Origin of the sequence: Prevotella sp. 10(H) (genome assembly GCF_000711235.1) — a bacterium.
In the GTDB taxonomy this organism is placed as follows: Bacteria; Bacteroidota; Bacteroidia; order Bacteroidales; family Dysgonomonadaceae; genus Dysgonomonas.
In genome coordinates this window covers 773,233-794,750 of record NZ_JOMI01000001.1, presented here as the reverse complement: position 1 = coordinate 794,750, position 21,518 = coordinate 773,233, and the positions used below count along the sequence as shown (strand labels likewise).

The 21,518-nt window shown below is 37.3% G+C and carries 15 protein-coding genes; 3 read left to right on the top strand and 12 right to left on the bottom strand.

Features of this window, described 5'->3' with window-relative positions:
* Window positions 1–3 precede the first annotated feature (3 nt).
* On the top strand, window positions 4–2,328 hold the full coding sequence (locus K348_RS0103230; protein ID WP_197027621.1) for a DUF5686 family protein: 2,325 nt from the start codon (window positions 4–6) through the stop codon (window positions 2,326–2,328).
* A 12-nt stretch (window positions 2,329–2,340) separates the two neighbouring features.
* On the opposite strand, the gene K348_RS0103225 is transcribed toward K348_RS0103230, so the two are convergent.
* A complete protein-coding gene (locus K348_RS0103225; protein WP_029902859.1) occupies window positions 2,341–2,937 on the bottom strand; it encodes a nitroreductase family protein in 597 nt (198 codons plus the stop codon).
* A 135-nt stretch (window positions 2,938–3,072) separates the two neighbouring features.
* Between K348_RS0103225 and K348_RS0103220 the strand changes: the two genes are divergently transcribed.
* Window positions 3,073–3,846 carry an RsiV family protein gene (locus tag K348_RS0103220; RefSeq protein ID WP_036930052.1) on the top strand — a complete coding sequence of 258 codons (774 nt, stop codon included), beginning with the start codon at window positions 3,073–3,075 and terminating at the stop codon, window positions 3,844–3,846.
* Between the two features lie 17 nt (window positions 3,847–3,863).
* On the opposite strand, the gene K348_RS0103215 is transcribed toward K348_RS0103220, so the two are convergent.
* On the bottom strand, window positions 3,864–6,371 hold the full coding sequence (locus K348_RS0103215; RefSeq protein WP_029902855.1) for a hypothetical protein: 2,508 nt from the start codon (window positions 6,369–6,371) through the stop codon (window positions 3,864–3,866).
* Between the two features lie 204 nt (window positions 6,372–6,575).
* Here K348_RS0103215 and K348_RS0103210 point away from each other — a divergent pair, with 204 nt between their 5' ends.
* Complete coding sequence (locus tag K348_RS0103210) at window positions 6,576–7,427, top strand: neutral zinc metallopeptidase (protein ID WP_029902853.1); 852 nt, start codon at window positions 6,576–6,578, stop codon at window positions 7,425–7,427.
* 104 nt (window positions 7,428–7,531) lie between these two features.
* Here K348_RS0103210 and K348_RS0103205 read toward each other — a convergent pair whose 3' ends face one another.
* From K348_RS0103205 to K348_RS0103165, 10 genes are all read right to left on the bottom strand, one after another.
* Window positions 7,532–9,142: a hypothetical protein gene (locus K348_RS0103205; protein ID WP_029902851.1), complete on the bottom strand. Its 1,611-nt coding sequence runs from the start codon at window positions 9,140–9,142 to the stop codon at window positions 7,532–7,534.
* A gap of 17 nt (window positions 9,143–9,159) precedes the next feature.
* Window positions 9,160–10,746 (bottom strand): hypothetical protein, encoded by a 1,587-nt coding sequence (locus tag K348_RS0103200; protein WP_029902849.1) that lies wholly within the window; start codon window positions 10,744–10,746, stop codon window positions 9,160–9,162.
* Between the two features lie 43 nt (window positions 10,747–10,789).
* Window positions 10,790–12,388 (bottom strand): hypothetical protein, encoded by a 1,599-nt coding sequence (locus K348_RS0103195; protein ID WP_029902847.1) that lies wholly within the window; start codon window positions 12,386–12,388, stop codon window positions 10,790–10,792.
* A 189-nt stretch (window positions 12,389–12,577) separates the two neighbouring features.
* Complete coding sequence (locus K348_RS19160) at window positions 12,578–12,760, bottom strand: hypothetical protein (protein ID WP_156032741.1); 183 nt, start codon at window positions 12,758–12,760, stop codon at window positions 12,578–12,580.
* Window positions 12,761–12,894: 134 nt separating this feature from the next.
* Complete coding sequence (locus tag K348_RS0103190) at window positions 12,895–13,152, bottom strand: hypothetical protein (protein WP_036930048.1); 258 nt, start codon at window positions 13,150–13,152, stop codon at window positions 12,895–12,897.
* 15 nt (window positions 13,153–13,167) lie between these two features.
* Window positions 13,168–15,339, bottom strand: a complete 2,172-nt coding sequence (locus tag K348_RS0103185; protein WP_029902843.1) for a peptidase domain-containing ABC transporter — start codon at window positions 15,337–15,339, stop codon at window positions 13,168–13,170.
* A 48-nt stretch (window positions 15,340–15,387) separates the two neighbouring features.
* Window positions 15,388–16,530, bottom strand: a complete 1,143-nt coding sequence (locus tag K348_RS0103180; RefSeq protein ID WP_029902840.1) for an HlyD family secretion protein — start codon at window positions 16,528–16,530, stop codon at window positions 15,388–15,390.
* Window positions 16,531–17,619: 1,089 nt separating this feature from the next.
* On the bottom strand, window positions 17,620–18,162 hold the full coding sequence (locus K348_RS0103175) for a hypothetical protein (protein ID WP_029902838.1): 543 nt from the start codon (window positions 18,160–18,162) through the stop codon (window positions 17,620–17,622).
* A gap of 6 nt (window positions 18,163–18,168) precedes the next feature.
* A complete protein-coding gene (locus K348_RS0103170) occupies window positions 18,169–19,503 on the bottom strand; it encodes a polymorphic toxin type 44 domain-containing protein (protein ID WP_029902836.1) in 1,335 nt (444 codons plus the stop codon).
* A complete protein-coding gene (locus tag K348_RS0103165) occupies window positions 19,500–21,503 on the bottom strand; it encodes a hypothetical protein (protein WP_029902834.1) in 2,004 nt (667 codons plus the stop codon). Before K348_RS0103165 ends, K348_RS0103170 begins: the two co-directional genes overlap by 4 nt.
* Window positions 21,504–21,518 lie beyond the last annotated feature (15 nt).

The following is a 21,518-nucleotide window of genomic DNA, read 5'->3' as shown; positions in this document are numbered from 1 at the left end:
GGTGTGGTGAGAGATACTTCAGGCGTTCCGCTTGAAGGCGTATCGGTATTTATCGGGGAAGCATCTCAGGGACTAGTAACAAATAAGGAAGGATTGTTTCAGACCACTTTACCCGAAGGACGTTATACACTTCTGTTCGACCAGTTAGACTACAAGTTGTATGAAAGTAAAGTAATACTATATAAAGATTCATTGATTACCGAATCTATAAGCCTGCAAACTGATTCACTCCATATAGACCATACGCAGAACTCCCATCAGCGCAATGCAATGGCAAGAGGTATTATGCGCGAAGTTATTCGTACAGCCCCGCGTTATGCGGAAACAATTACCGGTTATCAAAGCTTTCTTTATACGAAAGGAAATTTCAGTATGAACAAGATTTCCGATATTATCGACTGGGTAACATTCAAAGTAGAGAAATACAAACTCTCGGATATCCGGAATAAAACATTCAGGCAGGAGATATACAGCGAAATGGACTATTCTTATCCCGACGATTACCATTTTACGATAAAAGCCTACTCCGGTAACATTCCCGATGAAATTAATTACAGGGGATTAATAGATATTCTGGGTGGCTCAATATATTCGTCACGGTTCAATATATTTATTTCACCTCTGAATTCCAGTGCGTTTTCGTATTACAGATATAGATACAGAGGATATTACAAAAGGAACGGTAAGATATTACACAAGATTGAAGTAGAGCCCCGGCTCAGAGATCCCGAACTGATAAGCGGATATCTTCTTATAGCAGACGGGGAATGGTATGTGGATAAGGCTATTATCACTGATGGAGCGCATGGAGTCAACCGTACCACTACCGTATCATACCAGCCACTTAAAGATGATGCTTACCTGCCTGTATCTTACAGCACAGATATTAATTTCGATCAGTTGGGTGTTTCGGGTACGGTAAGTTATTATACATCGGTAAAATATAACGATTTGTCAGGTAAGGCAAGAGAAATTGTCCCGGAGATGGCCGAAATTACACCTCAACGGCTTGTTGTCTCAAGCGATGCAAAAAAGAAAGATGCATTATACTGGGATTCTATAAGGACTGTACCTTTACATTCTCTGACGAATGATAGTCTGTATATTGATTCTATACCGTTTAATAAGGAAAAATATAATCCTGCGAACTACTGGATCGGCCGGATATTATTCGGAGATTATCTGTATGGAAACAATGCAACAGACTGGTCTGTCCGCTTCAGCGGGGTAAAATATGTGTTTTGGGATTATAACTATGTAGATGGTTTCTGGGTAGGACAGAAGTTTAATATAAAGGGTAAACTGGAAGATAATAAGTCGATAGAAATATCACCCTATGTGTATTATCTTACAGCCCGGCACCGTGCTTTGTATGGCGGAGATGTACTGTATAATTATTCGCCCAAGAGACAGGGTCAGCTTACTTTTTCCGCCGGATCGCGGTCGGCAGACTTCAACAGCCTTACGGTAACGCGGTATCAGAACTATTTTGCTTCGCTGTTTATGGGGGAGAATTATAACTTTCTGTTTCAAAAGGATTATGCAAATGTAAGTAATAGTATATATGTCACGGATAAGATTAAAACTACAGCTTCACTGGGAATAGAAAAGCGCCACGGGTTGAGGAACCATACCGATTTTAATCTTTTGAACCGTCATCATATTAAAGATAATATCTTCCCTGACGACCGTTTCGACAGAACATATTATTCACTTTCGTTGTCTTATACTCCGTTTACCCGTTATTCACCTTCCGATGGCGTAGAGATGCTTGAAAAGAAAGTACCTATGATATTCAATGTAGAATATCAGGAAGGCTTTTCTTCTTGGCAGGTCAATAATTCGAAATACAGGAAGCTGAAAGGAGGTTTTATCCATAATATCGATTTGGACTACTTCAACCGTATAGACTATAAAATTGAAGGCGGTGTATTTCTCAGGAAAGATAAGAATATGCATTTTGCGGATTATCAGCATTTCGGGGCATCCGACCTGCTGATCAATCTCAATTCACTGTTCGATTCGTTCCTGTTACTCGGTAACTATGAATTGCAGACAAACAGATACTGGGTGAATATTTTTCTTAATTATTCGGGCAAATATGTCTTGTTGAAATACATTCCTTTTCTACAGGGCAAACCTTTTACCGAGAATATACATATAAAAACTTTATTCACGCCCGATGTAGATTCATATGCCGAACTAGGATATTCTGTATCCATTACCCGACGTATAGGTATCGGCACATATGTATCTCTGAATAATGTGAAGTTTAAGAAATTCGGTGTCAGATTCTCTTTAAACCTTAGTTCCCTCGGAATAAAGTAAATCTCGCTTTGCTTACCATTTATTCATATGTACTTTCTTCTCATCATATTTATCCTTCGGGCTATGTTTTCCCATTGGATGACCTACGGGAATCACTACCAATGGTAATATTTGCGGAGGCAGTTCTGTATACTTAATAACCGTATTCATCCTGTCGCGATATGGGTAAGCGGCTGTCCACACAGCGCCAAGACCTGAAGCCTCGACAGCCAGCAGTATATTTTCAGTAGCAGCTGCGCAATCGAGATACCAGTATGACTGACGAACGGTATCGCCACAAACAACAATTGCCATCGGTGCTTCCGCCAGCATCTTGGCTGTGGGAAGTTCTGCAGCCATCTTATCCAGCGTACTACGGTCATCTATTACTACAAACTCCCAAGCTTGGACATTCTTCCCCGACGGCGCGGCCATTCCTGCACGCAGAAGCATCTCGATATCTTCTTTCGATACCGGCCTGTCTTTGACAAAATTTCTGACGCTCTTTCTTTCGTGGATGACAGACAGTACAGCATCTTTTTTCGATAAAGATTCGCTACTAGATTGATTACATGCCTGTAATGATATGATTAATAGTATTATGCCTATGTAAAGAATCTTGTTGTTCATATGCTTATTTGTTTTGAGGGCACAATATATGAAATTTTTCCGGATGGTATATAAAACCTAAAGAATATACGGATATAAGGAAACAAAAACCGCTGCATTGGGGTTTATATGTAAATAATTATAAAGAGCATTACAATGAAAAAACTTATCTATTTTTTTTCAATAATACTACTGGCTACGGCTTGTAACCTATCCAACAAACAAAAAGGGGAAGCAAAAGACAAGTCGGCATTAGTATTCTCTACCGTAGAATATAAAGAACAATTAACGCTTCCGGGCAAGGATGCAACTGAGTTCGTAGCTACAATTCCCGTAGCCGGAGGGGAAAATGAAGCGGCAAAAAATATAAACGATGCCGTTTTCCGTGTTGTCAGGTCGATAGTGGGACAGGAAGGCGATGCGTCGACAGATTATAATAGTCTGTTCAAAGGCTTTATTACCAATTATCAAAGCTTCATCAAAGATAATCCGGATTATCCGCTCAATTGGGACGGCAGCATAAAAGGGTCGGTTGAATACTTAACATCCGACATTGCAAACATAAAACTCGTATCATATACGATGACAGGTGGTGCACATGGTAACCCTTATACAACTTCGTTACTTTTCAATCCTCAAAGCGGTAAAGAACTATCAGTTGGTGATATCGTTTCCGATACTGTTGCGCTCGCTAAGATCGCTGAAAATAAATTCAGACAGAAATATGAAATTCCGGCCGACAAGCAAATTAACTCTACAGGAATGATGTTTCTAGATAATAAATTTGCTCTTCCGCAGAATATATTCGTGACAAAGGATGCTTTAAACTTATTCTATAATGTTTATGAAATAGCACCTTATGCCGACGGCACACGCGAATTGGATATTCCGTACGATGAAATAAAAGGTTATCTGCTGATAAAGCCATAAAAGGTATAATCTAGGTCTTATATCGGCTTAAATTTCAGAATATCTTCGAAGGTAAATTCAGGCTTAGCAGCTAACAGTTTTTCGTAGTCGTCGGCGAATTTTTCGAAAGCCTGTCTGGCCTGTAGATTCCGTTTCAGATTCAGTAACGAATAGCATTTCAGCTTTATACCGTATTCGTCCGTATTATCATGCATCAGGATAATATCACTCATCTTCAGGAGCAGGGCAAAATCTGACTGATAGGCTGGCCTTTGGCTCAGAGTGACAAATGTTTCGATAATTCGGTTCGAAAAATCTGCTTTATAAGCGTCCAGCCAATCTGCTTCCATATGAGGCAATAGTGTTCCCTGCGATGATATTCCGATCAGTTCGTGTAATAAAGACTGCTGAATGTTATTATTAGCTGCATTTTCTATTAAAGCAGATATCCTTATATAATCACAGTATATGTCTTTTCCGATGTTCAGGCTCCAGTAACCTTTTCGGTTTACAATCTCGGCATTACCTATGTTTTTGAGTATGGTTCTTATTTTATTGATATATACATTTCTGTTGTTGCGGGCATTGACTTCATCCTTATCTTTCCACAACTGCTTTTTCAGTTCGTCGGACGAAATACTGCCATCACTGAGCGTAGCCAGTAATATCAGTATAAAAACCTGTCTCATAGTAGGTGAGAAGTTATCACTTTCATCTTTATTTTCCTTGCCGGTAACTTTAAAATCCCCGAGCAAATGAATAGACGATGCCCTGTTTATATTGTTATAGTCTGCATCCGGAATAATTGTGTTTTGTATGTTATTGGGTCCGGCAGGCTTTTTAGAACTCTTTTTCCTTAATTTCAAAAGAATTAATGATACTATAGCTACAATGAAAACTCCAAGCAATATATAATACCATTTAAATGTTTCACCTACTGTATTACTTTGTGTTATTTCATTTTTACTCAGTGGCGGATAAGCCATAGAATAAAGTGTTATTTCCGAATCATCTTCCTTTTTCACAGAAACCAGTGTATATAGATTGTTTTTGTCTTCACTTAAATAAAGATCGCAATAGGAATCGATATCGTTAAACAGATAGGGAATAGAATCTCCCAACTGTCGATGTTCTGAAGATTCCATACTATATTCGTTCAGTGTTATGTTCCCTGCATACTTATTATTTGGATATGATAATATATAGAAAACTTTTTTTACGCTGTCTACTATCATAGAGTTACCGTTTGTAAAATGCTCGTTAACGGCAGGTATTTCCCAGATTTTCTTTACGGAATTATCTAAAATGTCTATTTCATAGAGGTCGTAATAGTTTTGTGGGCTTTCCTGCTGTATACCCGTTTCACTACCATATCCGCCGAAATAAAGGAACCTATGATCGTCGATAAATCCCATACTACCCAGATAGCGTGGTGGAATATCTTTAGATAGATCCGTTGTTTCCCATTGCCGGTCTTTTGCATTATATTTTTGCAGAAGGCTATTGTATTTATGATAACCGTATCCTCCGAATATAATGAGCGTGCTGTCTGCCGATGAATAATGCCTGCCATGATGCCAGAAATTCGTTCCATAAGAGGAATGAATATCTGTCACCCAATCCTGCTCTTTCATGCTGAAACGGGATAGATAATTTTTACCGTAATCATATATGAGCAGTTCATCTTTTATTTCGTCATAAACCATTTGGTTCGGTCTCATATTGAACCTGCTACCGTTTTTTGCATGTATTGTATCGGATTTTCCGGTCAGGGCATGATATATTATAACCTGATTATCCCTGACAATAAATATTCGTTGTCTTACCTTATCAAATGCATATTGGTAATATTGTCCGGATAGATTGAATGTTTTTTCTTTATTCCATTTTACATGCTTGTCTATCATCCAAGACGGATTTATGGCAATAGCTTTATCTTTTTTGCAAATGTCGTAAACTAAAGAGTTTTGATGTTTGCCCAACTCCCAGTGACGAATTAATTTCTGTGCGGGATCGTATATTTTAATATCCCTGAGAGTAATAGGATGAACATCTGTTGTATGGAAATTTGTATTTTCGATACGGCCGAAATAAATGTCGAAATCGCTCATATCTTGCAGATTATATGCAATGGATTTCTTTATATTATTGATCGACAGGTTTATTTTATTAGATGAAACATCTAAATGGATAGAACATTTTATCCAGCTACTGCCTAATGATCCGGTCAGTTCATTTGCATTATAGTTAATGAGTGTTTCTTTTTGCAATACCAGTGTAAATAAACTCTCGGGATTGAACTGATAGCCGATGAGGTCTATATTATGAGACTTGTTGCCTATAATCCGGAATATATAACCGTAGTTTTGCGCCTCTTCTCTCAACTTCATTTCAAACTCCATTGTAAATCCTTCAGGTAAATGAAGACTTTTACCGGGAGTGAGATTAAGCCCTGTCCGCTTATCCTTATCTACTTCGAATGAATGGAAATATAGCCCGGTTCTTATATTCTCCTGAGAGTAGATAAAATAGCTATTCGCCGTCAATAGCAATATTAACAGGTATATGTATTTCTCTATTTTAATGATCTTGAATATTACAATTCCTCCTCGTTATTTATAAATTTGATTATAGCAGACCAAATTTAGTAATATTTTCGGCTGGCTACAATTTTTCTTTTTTTTAATGAAGAACAAAAAAATAGCATGAATGTTATCTATTGTAGTTATACATAATATAAGATCAAAAAAATGAGACTTGACGGAAGAAGGAGCAGCGATAATGTCGACGACCGCAGAGGCAGTTCTGCAGGTAAAGTTTCGCTGGGAATAGGAGGTACTATTATTGTCGGATTGATAATATGGCTCATGGGAGGAAATCCTATGAATTTTGTTACTCAGCAGGCAGTTGAAAATATGTCGGAAGGACAAAATTATACGCCTACAGCCGAAGAGGAAGAAGCTGCTGCATTTGCCAAAACGATTCTGGCCGGAACAGAAGATGTGTGGAGAGAATTATTTAACCAGAACGGGATGAGGTATACTCCTCCGCGAATGGTCCTGTTCAGTAAAGTCACTCAATCGGGATGCGGGAATGCATCGGCTTCTACAGGCCCGTTCTATTGTCCCGAAGACCAGACGCTGTATATAGACCTCTCATTTTTTAATCAGATGAAAAGCCAGTTGAATGCCGGAGGCGATTTTGCATATGCCTACGTTATTGCACACGAAGTAGGACATCATGTGCAATATCTGCTCGGTACATTGGATAAAGTGCATCAGCAACAGCAGCGGGTAAGTCAGGCAGAGAGTAACCAACTTAGCGTTAGACTGGAATTACAGGCCGATTTTTATGCAGGCGTATGGGCATATCATGATAATAAAGATTTCAATTCTTTAGAGGATGGCGATATAGAAGAAGGGCTGAATGCCGCTACCCAGATTGGAGATGACCGCTTGCAGATGGAAGCACAGGGTTATACGGTGCCCGATAGCTTCAATCATGGAACTTCTGCCCAGCGTACGCGATGGCTGAAAAAAGGTCTTCAAACGGGTGATATGACTGACGGAGATACCTTTTCTGTTTCTTACTCTCAACTGTAATCATATAAGTCACTAAAGATAAAAAAGCTTGTTATAAACTATAACAAGCTTTTCCTTTTTTGCAAATAGCAAATAGAGAACACAAACATTAAAGCTGAATATTTTTATCTTAAAGCGACGATTGTCAAGCCTTTGGCGTAATCTGCTCCCCCGGGTTTAGTAATTTGATTACCTCCGGTAGATACAATACTTATTCCTAATCCGCTTGCTTTTTTTACAACCATTCTTATGCGACTGTCTTGTGGTATTTTAACTACTGTAGGAGGTATTTGAATAACTTTTACAGTAGAAATAAGGGCAGCTCCATACCATACTTGATGGCCGCTGGCGATAGTAGTCCATGTGCTGCTGCCATTAAGCGCCATCTGTATCTCCAAAACTGCAGCAGCAAGCCCGGAAGATGTCGAAATCAAAGCGTTATAGCTCGTAGCCGGATAATTGTTGCCCGTATTGAGAAATTGAAGTCCGATATAACCGGATATCTTGCATGTATGCTCATTAGCGAATAAGAATGAATTATCTGTTGTTTGATAAGTGGTCATATTGTTAGACAACCTATCTGTAGCTGTCCAGGGAATTATATAACCATCCGGCCCGTTAAAATTGGAAGCTTCAGCAGAGTTAAACGATTTGGATATAGTACTTTGATAAAAGCAGTGAGGAGTCGGTGTCGGTAATAATGCTCCCACTCCCATTTTCCCGTTCGAATCGATAAGTAGAGCTTCACCATCAGGTACTACTTGTACATCGCGTAGGATCATATCTCCATGTACATGAAGATTTGATGTTGTAGTTCCATTCATTCCGATACTGATTTTTCCAACAGTCGCCGAAGTTGTTCCTGTCCCTGTAGTTCCGAATATTGTGTTGCCGATATTTATCTTGTTATTTCCCGTCACCTGAATGTTATTACCGATTACCAGATTGTTACTTCCTGTGGCTGCATTTCCAGACTCGTTTCCTATAATAGTATTATAATTTCCGGTAGTATTAGCAGAGGAAGCCAAATACCCTATAGCCGTGTTGCCGGTTCCGGTAGTATTAGCTTTAAGGGCGTTGAATCCGATTGCCGTATTATTATTTCCTGTAGTATTTGCATTTAAAGCCTCTTTTCCGATGGCCGTATTACCAGCCAGATATCCTTTTCCTCTACCTACTGTCATATCATGTATAGAAGCATCCTTATCCATAACTGTAAGCATAGCGTCTGCTGGGCTATATATACTGGCAATTGTGGGCCCGTTTACTACTACTTTTGCCCTCAGGTAAGCATCTTTCAGATTATCAGTAGCAGGACTGGTAGTACCTACTTCGTTCCACGGACTGGCACCGCCTCCATTATCCTCTTTTATCGGGAGCCATTTTGTACCGTTCCATTGGTAAATTCCTATTTCCAGATTTTTGGTAGGGTCGGCATTTATATTGTAAACAATAAGCCCGGTATGTAGTTTCTTTTGATTAACATAATCAGCACTTAGAGTATCAGTCATAAAATTATACATACTTGTTGTATTATATAATTTTACACGTGGCAACAATAAGCCTCCGTTTTTAGCTGTTACATTATCTGTATCCGGCAATTGCTCTTTCAGATCGAGCAAAGCTCCCTCGGCAGGGGCATGCGCGCTACCTACGGTAACTTGCGAATAAGCAACTGTTGTTGAAAAAAATAACAATATTGCCAAAATGCATTGTAAGGAAAATCTTGATATCATGATTTTATTTTTTTTCACTACAAGTTAATTAGTTTAAACCCTTTGGTAAATCCTGAACCTGCTATGAGAGTTTCGATCAACGCTCCTCCATGATTTACTCCCTGTGACGGTTTTTGTATTACCATACGAATTTTATCGTTTTGTTTTAGAAATACAGGGGTAGGGGGTATATTGATCATTTTTGGCAACCCCATAGCCGATCCGGTCCATGTCGCTTGTGCGGCAGTAAGAGTTTCCCAAGTGCTACCGTTATACTTTTGTATCATTACATTAACGACAGCCAGCCAAGTACTTTGCGCAGTGCTTATATTAGTTGGGTAAGTCGACGGCGCTGATGTCTTAGTATTATATGAAACATACCCTGAAATTTCATACATACTTCCTACTCCGGTTTTAGTGAATACTATTTCATTATCACTGCCTGAACCTAATTCTGCTATATCTTTTCTGGTAAAATCGACATCATCCCATTTTACGGGAATAGGATTACCGTTATTTATTGCTGTTCCTATATCTTGAGGTTTGGAACTTACTACCTCTATCGAAGTAAAAAGCCGTGGAGCTAAGAGGGTTTTACCAATATAACCATTATCATCTATCATCATAACACTACCTCCACTGATAGGAGGCGCATTCGTATATTTCATATCTCCTGCTATATGCAAGGTCGCCTTAGGGTCATTTGTGCCGATCCCCATTCTTCCGTCCTCAACAGTTGCTCCGGGTAAGCCTGATATGGTATTCGCAATATTTATCTTAGTTGCTTCTACACCGGATTTTTGTATGCCTTCACCGAGTAGTATGTTATTATTGCCAATTGTTAACAAACTTCCGGCATCTGCTCCTATTGCTATATTACCTGAAGTTGTCGACGATGTTGACAATGCCGAGGCACCTAGTGCTATGTTATTACTTCCTATGGTGTTTTCAAGTAGTGCAGATAGCCCGGTCGCCATATTATTTGATCCCGTGGTATTTTTACTTAATGCATCTTTACCGACAGCTGTGTTATAGACTATTTTGGCCTTACCATGGCCTATAGTAATTTCGTTGATGCTGGCGTCCCCACCTTTAACGGTAAGGGCTGCATCATCACCTCCGTTTATTTTGTCTACGGTAGTGCCACCTACAACAACTTTAGCTGTAAGATAAGAATTGTCTGTATTATATAAGGACGGACTAGTGGTGCCGACTTTATACCAAGGACTATTAGCTACCTTACCTGCAATAAGTAAATTCCACTTATTTCCATCCCAACAATATATTCCTTGTACCAACGAGGCAGAACTATTTACTTTAACATTGTAAACAACCAAACCGGTATGTATCTTCTTTACATCAGGATCATTAGGAGTTGTCACAAAGGGGGATAATGTATTTAATGCTTCAAGGTTTACTCTGGGCAGAACCATACCTCCTGTTTGGGATGTTTCAATTTTTGAGGGATCAGTATTTCCTACTGTTGGTACTATGTTTTTTATATCTAACAGGGCACCTTTTACCGGAGCCTCATCATTACCTATCGTAACCTGTGAAAAGCTATGGATAGAGCATAATATAAACAATATAATAAATGCGGGTTTGATATATATTTTGAACTTCATAACCGTTTGTATTATGTACAGTTTGTTTTTTGCAAAGAGATATTTATAATCCGACGATTCTGATTCCTCTCGAATATTTCATACCAGGAGGACATACTATCGACGCAGTACTGCCATGAGTTATACCCATACGCGGAGCTTGGGAAGAAGTAGGTCTTTGTATTACCATCCTGATTAAGTTACCTGCATATAAGTCTTTGATAACAACTGGAGTTTCTACTGTCTGCGTCTGATCGCCGAGAGCGCCATAAGTCCATATACCGCGGGTATTAGATAAGTCTTTCCATGTATTACCGTCATCCGTAGATATTTGTATTTTGAGATTCAGAAGAGATGAACCATGATCTCTGTCGAAGCTACTTGTCGCAGGATCACTGGTAGAAAATGCCGAAGGATAGGCTGCTCCTGTTCTGTAATTCACATAACCCGATATTTCTGCTGCAAAAGATCTTTTTATTTTGAACGAATTGCTTGCCGATACGAATTCTACGATGTTATTGTTGGAAAACATATCTGATGCTAACCATGGCACAACTAAATCTGATGTACTGTTAAGGGTATTAAGTTCTGTGCTGTTGAACGTTTTTTGCTGAGTACTTTGTACATATATATATTGTATAGGAGTCGTTTCCCTGATACCTACTTTTCCATCAGAGTCTACTACCAGAACTTTTCCTGTAACGAGTGGTGCATCTGTGAGAGACATACTTCCGTCTACATGCAATGTAGCGGTTGGAGTTGCGATACCTACACCGACTTTTCCATCTGCAATGGTACTACCCTGTATGCCGAATAATGCATTACCTATATTTATTTGACTAGATGATGTCGCTACAGGTGCTAGTGCCTGGTAGCCTATAGTAAGGTTGTTTTGTCCTGTTGTGATATTGCTTCCGGCATTAAATCCCACAGCTGTATTATCAGATGCTGCGTTCACTGCAGATAATCCTCCATATCCTATAGCAGTATTAGTACCACCTGTTGTTTTTTGCGCAAGTGAATTATTGCCGATCGCAGTGTTGCTTCCTCCGGCTGTTGCGTTCCGTAAAGAATATTGTCCTACTGCAGTATTGTCTCCAATGTTTCCTTTACCTTTACCAACAGTTATTCCGTTTATACTGGCATCACCTCCGGTGACAGTGAGAATTGCATCTTCTCCTCCATTAATTTTATGTGTGGTAGTTCCGTTGATTACAGCCTTGGCATTCAAATAAGAGTCATCGGTGTTTAGTTCTGAACTGGTAGTGGTTCCGACTTTATTCCACGGTTCCATCCCTGTGACATCTCTTCCGAGAATCAATTTCCATTCGATTCCGGTCCAGTAGTACATCCCTTTTGGATGTGCACCATTGATATTGTATACAACGAGACCCGTATGAAGCAATTTCTGCTCGTTATCATTCGCTAAAGCAGTTTCCAACAGTGGAGCCAGTGAATTCAGATTTACCAGAATGACACGGGGCATCAGTAAACCTCCTTTGGTAGCGGTTTCGTTGTCGCTAGTGGGTTGTTTTTGTTTTATATCAAGAATTGCAGCTTTTATGGGCTCATTGCTGCTTCCGATAGTTATCTGTGAGTATGCAGGTGTTAAGTAGATGCTTATAATAACAAGTAAAGAAACAACTGATAATTTGAGTTTCATGATGTGTTAATATATCAAATAGATAAAGCAAAAAGCGAAGAAAAAATTAACAATTATCATACTTTTATGACGATTCTTAATTTTTTAATTTGTTTAGTAAAGTCGTAAGCTTATGTTTGTGTTACAATGGGGCTCTGTTCAGATTAAATAAACCAGCTCATACCTGAGTATAAGCTGGTCATTTTTTTCTTAATCTTCAGGTTTGCTAGGATTGTTGCCTCCAGGTTTGCAAGGTTTACATGGTTTGCAAGGTTTTGGTTTGCAGCATTTAAGAAGCTTGATAATAAACTTAAGGAAGCAGCAACCTCCGTTAACTTCTCTCATTTCCTGCATGGACAATTCCCGCACTTCTGTAGCATAATTTGTTTTCATAAAATTAAGATTTTAATAAATGATAATAATTTTGTAAAGTGACAATACATAATGATATTGTCTTCATCTAATCTCATTACAAATGTACGGTTCGGGAGTGAAATAAAATTGCACTCTGGGAAAAAGGCTAAAGATTATATCAACTTTATTTCATCGAGTATTTCTACCTCGATATTTATACTCATCATAAAGCAATTTGAGAAATAATAAGTCCTTTTTATCCTGTTATATTTAATTTCGGCACCCAGATCCTTTAGGTCATTCAACATATTGAATACGTGTCTTTTACATAGGTTCAGCTTTGCGGCTAATTCCTCCGGTGATCCTGTAGATTCGTTTTCTATCAGCTTGTACAGGTAATTCATTCTGTCGATATATTTTTGTATAGACATAGCTGCTTTATTTTATCAAAGGATACTGAATTGTTCTTCCCATAATTTCCGATAGAGGCTTCCCTTAGTGTCCATAAGTTTTGTGTGATTTCCTGTTTCTCTTACTTTTCCTTCTTCGAGTACGATGATATGATCTGCATCTTTCGTGGTAGTCAGACGGTGGGCAATCAAAATAATAGTTTTTCCTTCTTTAGCTAGACGTTCCAATACCTGTTTAACATATTTCTCAGAAAAAGAATCGAGCGAAGATGTAGCTTCATCCATAATTAAGATTTCGGGATCTTTATACAAGGCTCTGGCTATAGCCATTCTCTGCCTTTCCCCTCCGGAGAGCGATGCTCCCTGTTCGCCGATTTGTGTTTCGTACTTTTGGGGAAGTCCGTCGATGAGCTTTTCCAATGCCAGGTCGCTACATAATTGTATGATTTTATTCATGTCGGGTTCCAGTTCTCCCAATGCAATATTTTCTATAATATTGCCGGCGAATAATTCTACTTTCTGAGGTACGGTACCTACTATTCTGCGCAGGCTGTGATCCGAAACCTGTTCTATATTCATATCACCTATTTTGATATAACCGCCGGCTATAGGATAAATTTTTTGCATAAGCGAGGCTATAGTTGTTTTGCCTGAACCGCTTTTGCCGACTATAGCCGTGGTTCTACCCTTGTGTATGATGAAGTTAAGGTCTTCAAATAGATCTTTTCTGGTTCCGTACCTGAAATGGACATTCTCGAATTTTATATCACCGATCATTTCCGGTACTATCTGCACTTTGTGTGTATTATCGGCTTCTCTTTCCAGATCCATAATCTGGAACAAACGGTCAGCTGCGATAACAGCACCCTGAATATCTTCATTGGCTGAAATTAAAGAACTAATCGGGGACAGTACATAACCGATGAGGGCATAAAATGTCATTAATAATCCGGCAGTGATTTCCTGATCTATAACATATGTGCTACCTATCCAGAGAATAAGGATCGTAGTACCTGTTGAAACGAATTCAATGGAACTGTCTGCAACGATACTGCCATTTACGCTGGTATATGTGCTTTTGAGAAGTCTAACGAAACGACTTTCTGTTTTTGCATTCGCAAATTCTTCGACTCCAAATCTCTTTATGGTATTTATTGAATTGAGGGATTCTACAAGTTGAGATTCAAGGTCTGCCATATTCTCCATTATTCTCCGGTGAAACTTTTTATTGAGTTTATTAAAGAAATAATAAATAATCGAGAATAAAGGGACTGAAATAAGTGTTACCAATGTCATTTTCCATGAATAGAAAAGCATGATGAACAGAGTGAAAAATAGTATGAGAACATTAACAACGAGATCAAGAGCAACATTGTTAATAAAATATCTGATCTTGACGGCATCGTTTACCCTCGATATGATTTCTCCGACGCGCATTGTGTCGAAAAAGTTCTGAGGCAAACGTATCAGATGTTTATAGTATCCCAGTATCAGGGCGGCATCTATTTTCTGTCCGGTTTTGAGAGCCAGAACACTTTTCATGATATCTATGAAAGTCCTTAAAATGAGAATGACAACCATGATAACACCCATGAGATGTAGCAGATTAAGATTCTGGTCTACTAATACGTAATCCGTTATTTTGCCTACATAAATAGCCATAGATAACCCAAGAATACTGTATATGACTGAACCAAAAACGGCCTGAGTCATCACCGATTTGTGAGGTAGCAGTAGTGATAAGAATTTTCTGCTCAGGCTTTGGTCTACATTTCCTCCTACAAATTGAGCTTTTGGTTCCAGTATGATTATGACTCCTGTCCATGATTCTTCAAATTTTTCATAGCTCAATGCATGGAATTCGCCATCTGCAGGATCCATCACGGTTATGGTCTTATCGGTAATTTTATAGATTACCACATAATGATACCAACCTTTATCTTTTATGTGGAGATGTGCTATTGCCGGTAATGGTATTAATTTTTGTTTTACTGCAGTTATTGAGGCTTTAACACCCTTAGCCGAGAAATTAAGCTTTTCTGCAGCCTCTGCCAGCCCTAAGGCATTGGTGCCTTTCCTGTCGGTAGATGCATATTGTCTGATACGTGCAATAGGGAAAAATAATCCGTAATGAGCCGATATAGAAGCCAGACAGGCAGCCCCGCAGTCGGTAATGTCGTGTTGCTTTATTTTTGTGTTCTTTTTCATCTGCTATTTGCAAAGTATCTTAGTATTTGTCTTCATAATATTGCCTTTTTACTGGTATTGTTTAGGATTGAATATTTCATCGGCTTTCATGTAAATCAATTCAAACAGCGACCTTTTGTTCAGAATAAAATTGGCCCTTATACTCATTCCCTTTTTCAGGTATCCTTTTCGTCCGTTTTTCAGTTCTAAATAATTTTTCTCCATACTACATCTTACTTTATAATATGTAGTATTATTTTCTGTATCCTGAAAAAAGTCGGATGATATATCGGTAACAGTTCCGTCTATTACTCCCCATTCGTTGTAATTGAAAGATTCTACTTGCACGGTAATTGGCATGCCTACGGTAATATAGCCAATGTCACGTGTAGATACCTGTATTTCTGCATAGAGGTCTGCATCAGGACTGATAATAGCCAAAGTCTCTCCTGTACGGACAGAGCCTCCGGTATATATTCCCGAGAAAAGATCCAGTGTTCCGTTAATAGGACTTTTTATGTAATACATATCCAGATTTTTCTCTTCCTGTAGTAGGTTAGCTTCCGACTCTATCAACTGTTCTTTATAATTTTTCAGTGCTGTCTGCCATTCACTGTATTGTGTTTCCCTGATCGTAGCCAGTGTATTTTCAGCCTGCCGTTGTGCATGGATATAGCCTTCAAATTCTTCCGTAGAGATTACACCTTTTTCGTGTAATGCCTGATTTCTGTTGTGGTCTATCATTGCTTTTTCGAGGGAAGTTTCAGCTTCGGTTACCTTTTTTCGGAACGACATATATTCCTGTTGGTATAGTGAAGACTTAAAATGGCCGGGAACCCTTCTGGTTACCAATACTTCAAGGTCTGCTATATGGTTTGCATATTCTTCTTTTCTTCTTCCCTGATAATTGATCTGATAGCCGACATTCGAAGATCTTAGCCTTAAAAGAATATCTCCCTCTTTTACTGATTGTCCTTCTCTTACATATACAGAGTCGATAAATTCGGATACTGAAGCTTTGATTTCCGTCCTTTCTCCTTTCGGGCGGATCACGCCTGTGCTTTGTGTCGAAACATCTATATAGATAAAAGGTAAAGCTATGAATACGACTAATATGGCTATTGTGGTAACAATATATATTTTATGTGATGTAGAAGTCTTCTTATATAAATAGCTTTCAATACTATTATCAATTTCGTCTATTAATTGCATAGTTTTTGTCTGTTTAGTATTGCTATTCGAATGCAGATAGTTAAATGTGTCCGTAAACTCTTTAGGAGAACACAATTCAGATATCTTTTGTCTTATTCTGTTTGTTTATCATCAGCTGGATTGAGAAATATAGAAAGTTATTTCGTATTCGCAGCTATGTCCTCTTATTATTGTCTTTCCTTTACTCTGTTGTGTCCTATAGAAATATATGTCTTCTATATTTTATATCTCTATTTCTATCTCTATCTCATTACGCTTTATATGGAGCAGAGGGACATCTATGATAAGTTATTTGTCTAAAGCTTACTTGTTTCATGTAGTCTATTATTAGGTTATTATTTATTCAGTATGGTTGTACACAAAAAAAAATCAATACCTCTTAACCTTACCGGGTTTCTTTCACAAGTGGCGGATAAGAAAAGGAGGGGAAGACAAATATATCGAAGACAACAAGTAAAATTCCTCCTTGTGTGAAAGAGGTATTGAAATTTTTGTGCAGAATGTGTTAAATTTGATGTTCTTGCATGTTCTTTTACATGCTTCAGTAAGTAATGTTGTGTAAAGTTTAATTTTATATTCGGAAAATTTGACCATACGGCCGCATAATTGCATGAATGTTGCATTATGCTCGCATAATGGTTTCTTGCATGTAGGATTATAAAAAGATGAATCTCTTTTAGATAAAGTAGTCCTGCATTTGTGTATGTCTGTAAAATCCAATAATATCTCTTCTTGAGAGAAAATGTTTGTAATTTTCATTTAATTTGTCTTTTGTGCTTTATTTGTCTTTGTGTTCTATTTTATACTCGCCTTTTGATTCCTTATATTACTCTTGTGCTCTATTTGTCTTTTGTGTGTTTCATTTGTCTTATGTACTTAAAAAGTACCTTGGCTGCAAATTAACGTATAAAAAACTAATTTGACAAATAATCTTTAAGAATGAAGTGTTAAATATTATGAATGAAATTTATTGGTGTAGATATAACGCATTTATAGACTGTATGATATAATAAATTTAATAATACTATTTTTTATTTATATTATAAAACATGTTTTTATAACATAAGGATACAGGAGGAGTTTTTTATATTATTCCGCATTTTCTTTCTCCATTTTCCACCAGTTATACTGAATATGCAGTAATCTTTCTCTATATTGATAGTGTGATGTGTCTTTTATATTTATGTATAGATTTTTGTTGTATGAAATATGTAATGCATTTTCTAAACTATCATTCCATATACTATGTATTGAGTATTCAGACATTAAATTAAAGCAGTATTCGATTTTTCCCTTTGTTGTGCTTTCTTCGCTCAGTTTCCGATAAAGATAAAGACTATCTAATGGCAACCATCTTTTATTATCTACTTTGAAAAAGACAGTATCTTTCTTATCATTAAAAGCTCTCAACAACAGGGGCTCATACTCTTCTTTTTCTTTTTTGTCCTTATTCCAATATTTATATATAAGAGCTTCGTTTCTCCAAAATGAATCATAAATATTGTCAAGACTGTCTATCCTTATAGAAAGGATGTCCAAAGGTTGATTTGATTTTGTTTCTCCTTGTTTGGAGGAACAACTATTTATGATTAAAAGAAGAAAAAAGAAAATAATATAAAATGTATTTTTCATTCGGGATTAAAATTTTATAAAATCACTGGCTTTTTTGATAAATTCTTTAGTCTTTTCTGCTTTTATCTTTATTCCTTTTGCTTCTCTCCATTTCCAACCCAGAAAGATAGAGAATTGATCATCACTACTGTCTAATTCTCTATCTAACCAATCTTTACCTCTGTTAGACGGATCATTGATGACATTATTGGCATGAGCGCCAAGCAATGCAATTTCCAAAGGTACACCCAGAGCTTTACAGGCAGCTCCCCATAAGTAATTACCAAAGTTATTTCTATTATGTCCTACATAATTACCTTTAGGATCTTTTCTCAGATAAAGATAATCAGACTGCAGTCCAAATCCGTGAATCTGCGACGTGACTGTAAAATCTAATTCACCTTCATTCTGAGAAGCGTTACTATGGTCTTTTAAATAAGCAGGCCATGTTAATTGATTTTTTAGTTTGTTAACTCCAGCGCGTTCTAAATCATTTAATATCTGATCATCTGTCGGGAAATATAAATAACGGATGGGAGTTTCATATTCGTTACGGGTCTCCATCTCTATTGTTTTCGGATCATTTACCGGATCGGCAAACCGGAACGTTATATTTGTGTCTTTTACTCTACCGAAGTTATTTCCGTGTTTTTGAAGTCTTTTATGCACATAGACAAATCTTTCGCCTTTCTTTTCAAAAATATACTCTGTTGCTACCCCTGTTAGATTCTCGACTTCGAACATATGGCTTATAGCGGGGGTATAATCTTTTAAATATGGCATCAGTATTACATTTTTCCACTGCCATTCGTCCGGAATACTGAAAGATATATCATCTCCTGTAATGACTACATCGTCTATTACCAGTCGTTCATCTTTATCATCGATACGAATCATCCATTTCACAGCCTGTTTGACCCCCGTTAGATTTTTGCTGTCGGTATTGAATTCCACAGTAAGGCGCACCGAATTGCCTGGTTCAACTTTTACCGATTCCGATTTTACTGATTTTATACTAATATCGCCATTGTAAGGTGATTCTATAAAGTAAACTTGAGATTGATCCATAACATCAAAAATATGAATATTGGCATAGAATTTCAAGTATTTGTTTTCGTCGGTTTTCTGAACTTTATATTCTGTGCTTATCGCATAGTTAGACCCGATATCGACTCCGTTATCTGCAATTTCGTATAAACGATGTTTTTTCTCAATAATATCTTTTTTTGTATAACTCTTCATTTTCCACTTCACATTATTCACAACATTTTCAGGTACTGTGGTGAAAGTATAGAGATCAACTTTCAATTGAATCGTTTCCCCTACATTTTTCGTTATAATTTTTCTTTTAAATATATTCATGATTTTTCTGAAAATATATTGAAGTAAATACGTGGATTGATAGGATAACGGAATTCTTCTTTTTGCTTGAACTCCTCATACAAGAGCATACGACCGCCATACGAGGTATCTCCATTATGTATACCATATGAGATCTGGTCTTCATAAGTATCTCTATGTCCATTATGTGATGCGGCATCTCCATTATTTTCTCTATGAAACTGATCTTCCTGATATGATGTTACATAATCATCGTAAGCCTCTCTGGCGGCTGTTTCATTAATCGCATAGTCACATTCTACTACAGAACCGGTCACATATACTTTAAATTCTCCCGTAAAGCCTTCTTTGCCACTATATTTATTTTCTAAATAGACGCAGGAAGACCATTCGAAGGAAGCGGGCTTCTGAGTAGTAAATTTGATTTTATTCAGTTCCTGTTTATTTATCTCTTTATAATTGTCACCTTCTTTCAATTCGCCGTTTTCTTTGTCTATCCAAACGGGAATTATTTGAATATCTTTTGGCTGTATATCATTATCTGTTTCTTCCCACTGAATATCTAATCTATACAGCCAGCAAAAATTAGTTTGTGTGCCATCATCGAATTTACCTTTTGCACTTTGCATGCCAATCATATATATGTCATTCTTCTCGTTCAGAAACAGATGGACATTCTGAAAGCTGCCGACGGCTTCATATTTATTCGATATCTGATTTATTTCATATTTCTTAAAACCTTTCTTTATTACATAAAAATCAATTGCCCCGGCATTTCCCCTCAAAGCGGCAATCCACTTATTTATTACATATTGCTTTTCATCTATATACTTATTATCAATATAAATAATGCCCGAGGCTGAAGCCAGCTCATTTTTTATTTTATCTTTATTCTGAGGAAATTGGAGTTCTTTTCCTTTGTATTCTTCGTCTTTGATTATACGGATTTCATTGATTTCATTATATCCTTCTGTTTCGAAAAAAGCAATGATTGATCTTTCCATCGTACCGAGATCTAATGTCCTGTACTTTTCAAACCCCACCATTAATAAACCATTGGAGCTTTGAAGGCCTCCGGGATGACTGTAATCTTTCAATTTATTATTTCTAAAATATTTTGTTCCATAGTGCTTCAAATTCCATCCTTCTGCTGAATCTTCCGTTTCATCGATTATATATGCATATGAATGAACATTATTTCCTGTACTTGTTGAAAGATAAAAACGGTGCTTATCTTTATATAATCCCTGAAAGTGATAAACCGGCCATATAGGAATAAGGTTATTTGTGCCTCCGCCATCCAAAATATCATAAACATAAATTTCCTTGGCATTATCAGTGTCGACTCTGTAAAATGCCGCTACAATATGATCTTTGACATATATTTTTGTTCGTACCTTTTTATCAGGATATTGTTTGTTTGTAGCTATAAGGAAGACTGTTTTTTGCCCCCATTCTTTGGGGACAATAAAGTTTATAATACTCCCTTTCAGTTTTTTAGGAGTTCCTATTATTTCCTTAATAGAATTAAAATCGAACTCACTGTTATTGACCTCAATTTTCCAGTCGATATCTTTGTCCTCGATGTTCACATCTTTCTCATAACGAGCATGAAATTCTACTTCTTTACATACATCGACAGTACAGGCTTTATCTGTCACATCAATTTCATTTACAATTTCAGCATCGTTTTCTGAAGTTCTATTTATGAGTATAACTTCAAACGGTTTATAATTTCTATCGGCATTCATATCACTTACTGATATTACCTCATATAAACGGCAAGGTTGTATAACACTATTGATGTCAATGGCATTCGTACCGGATTGTGAAGAATTTATTGATTGACATTCAGATGGAGAGTAAGAGTCCAAATGATTTTCATTCTTATCTGACAGTGTTGATTTGCTGTTGATATCATTCTTTTTTTGAGATGGATCCCCTTTTGATACGGATTTTTGTTTTTCCGCCTTTATTTTTTTGTCGATATCTTCTAGTTGCTTGTCTGTTATTGTCCACATTATGTAAAGTTTGAT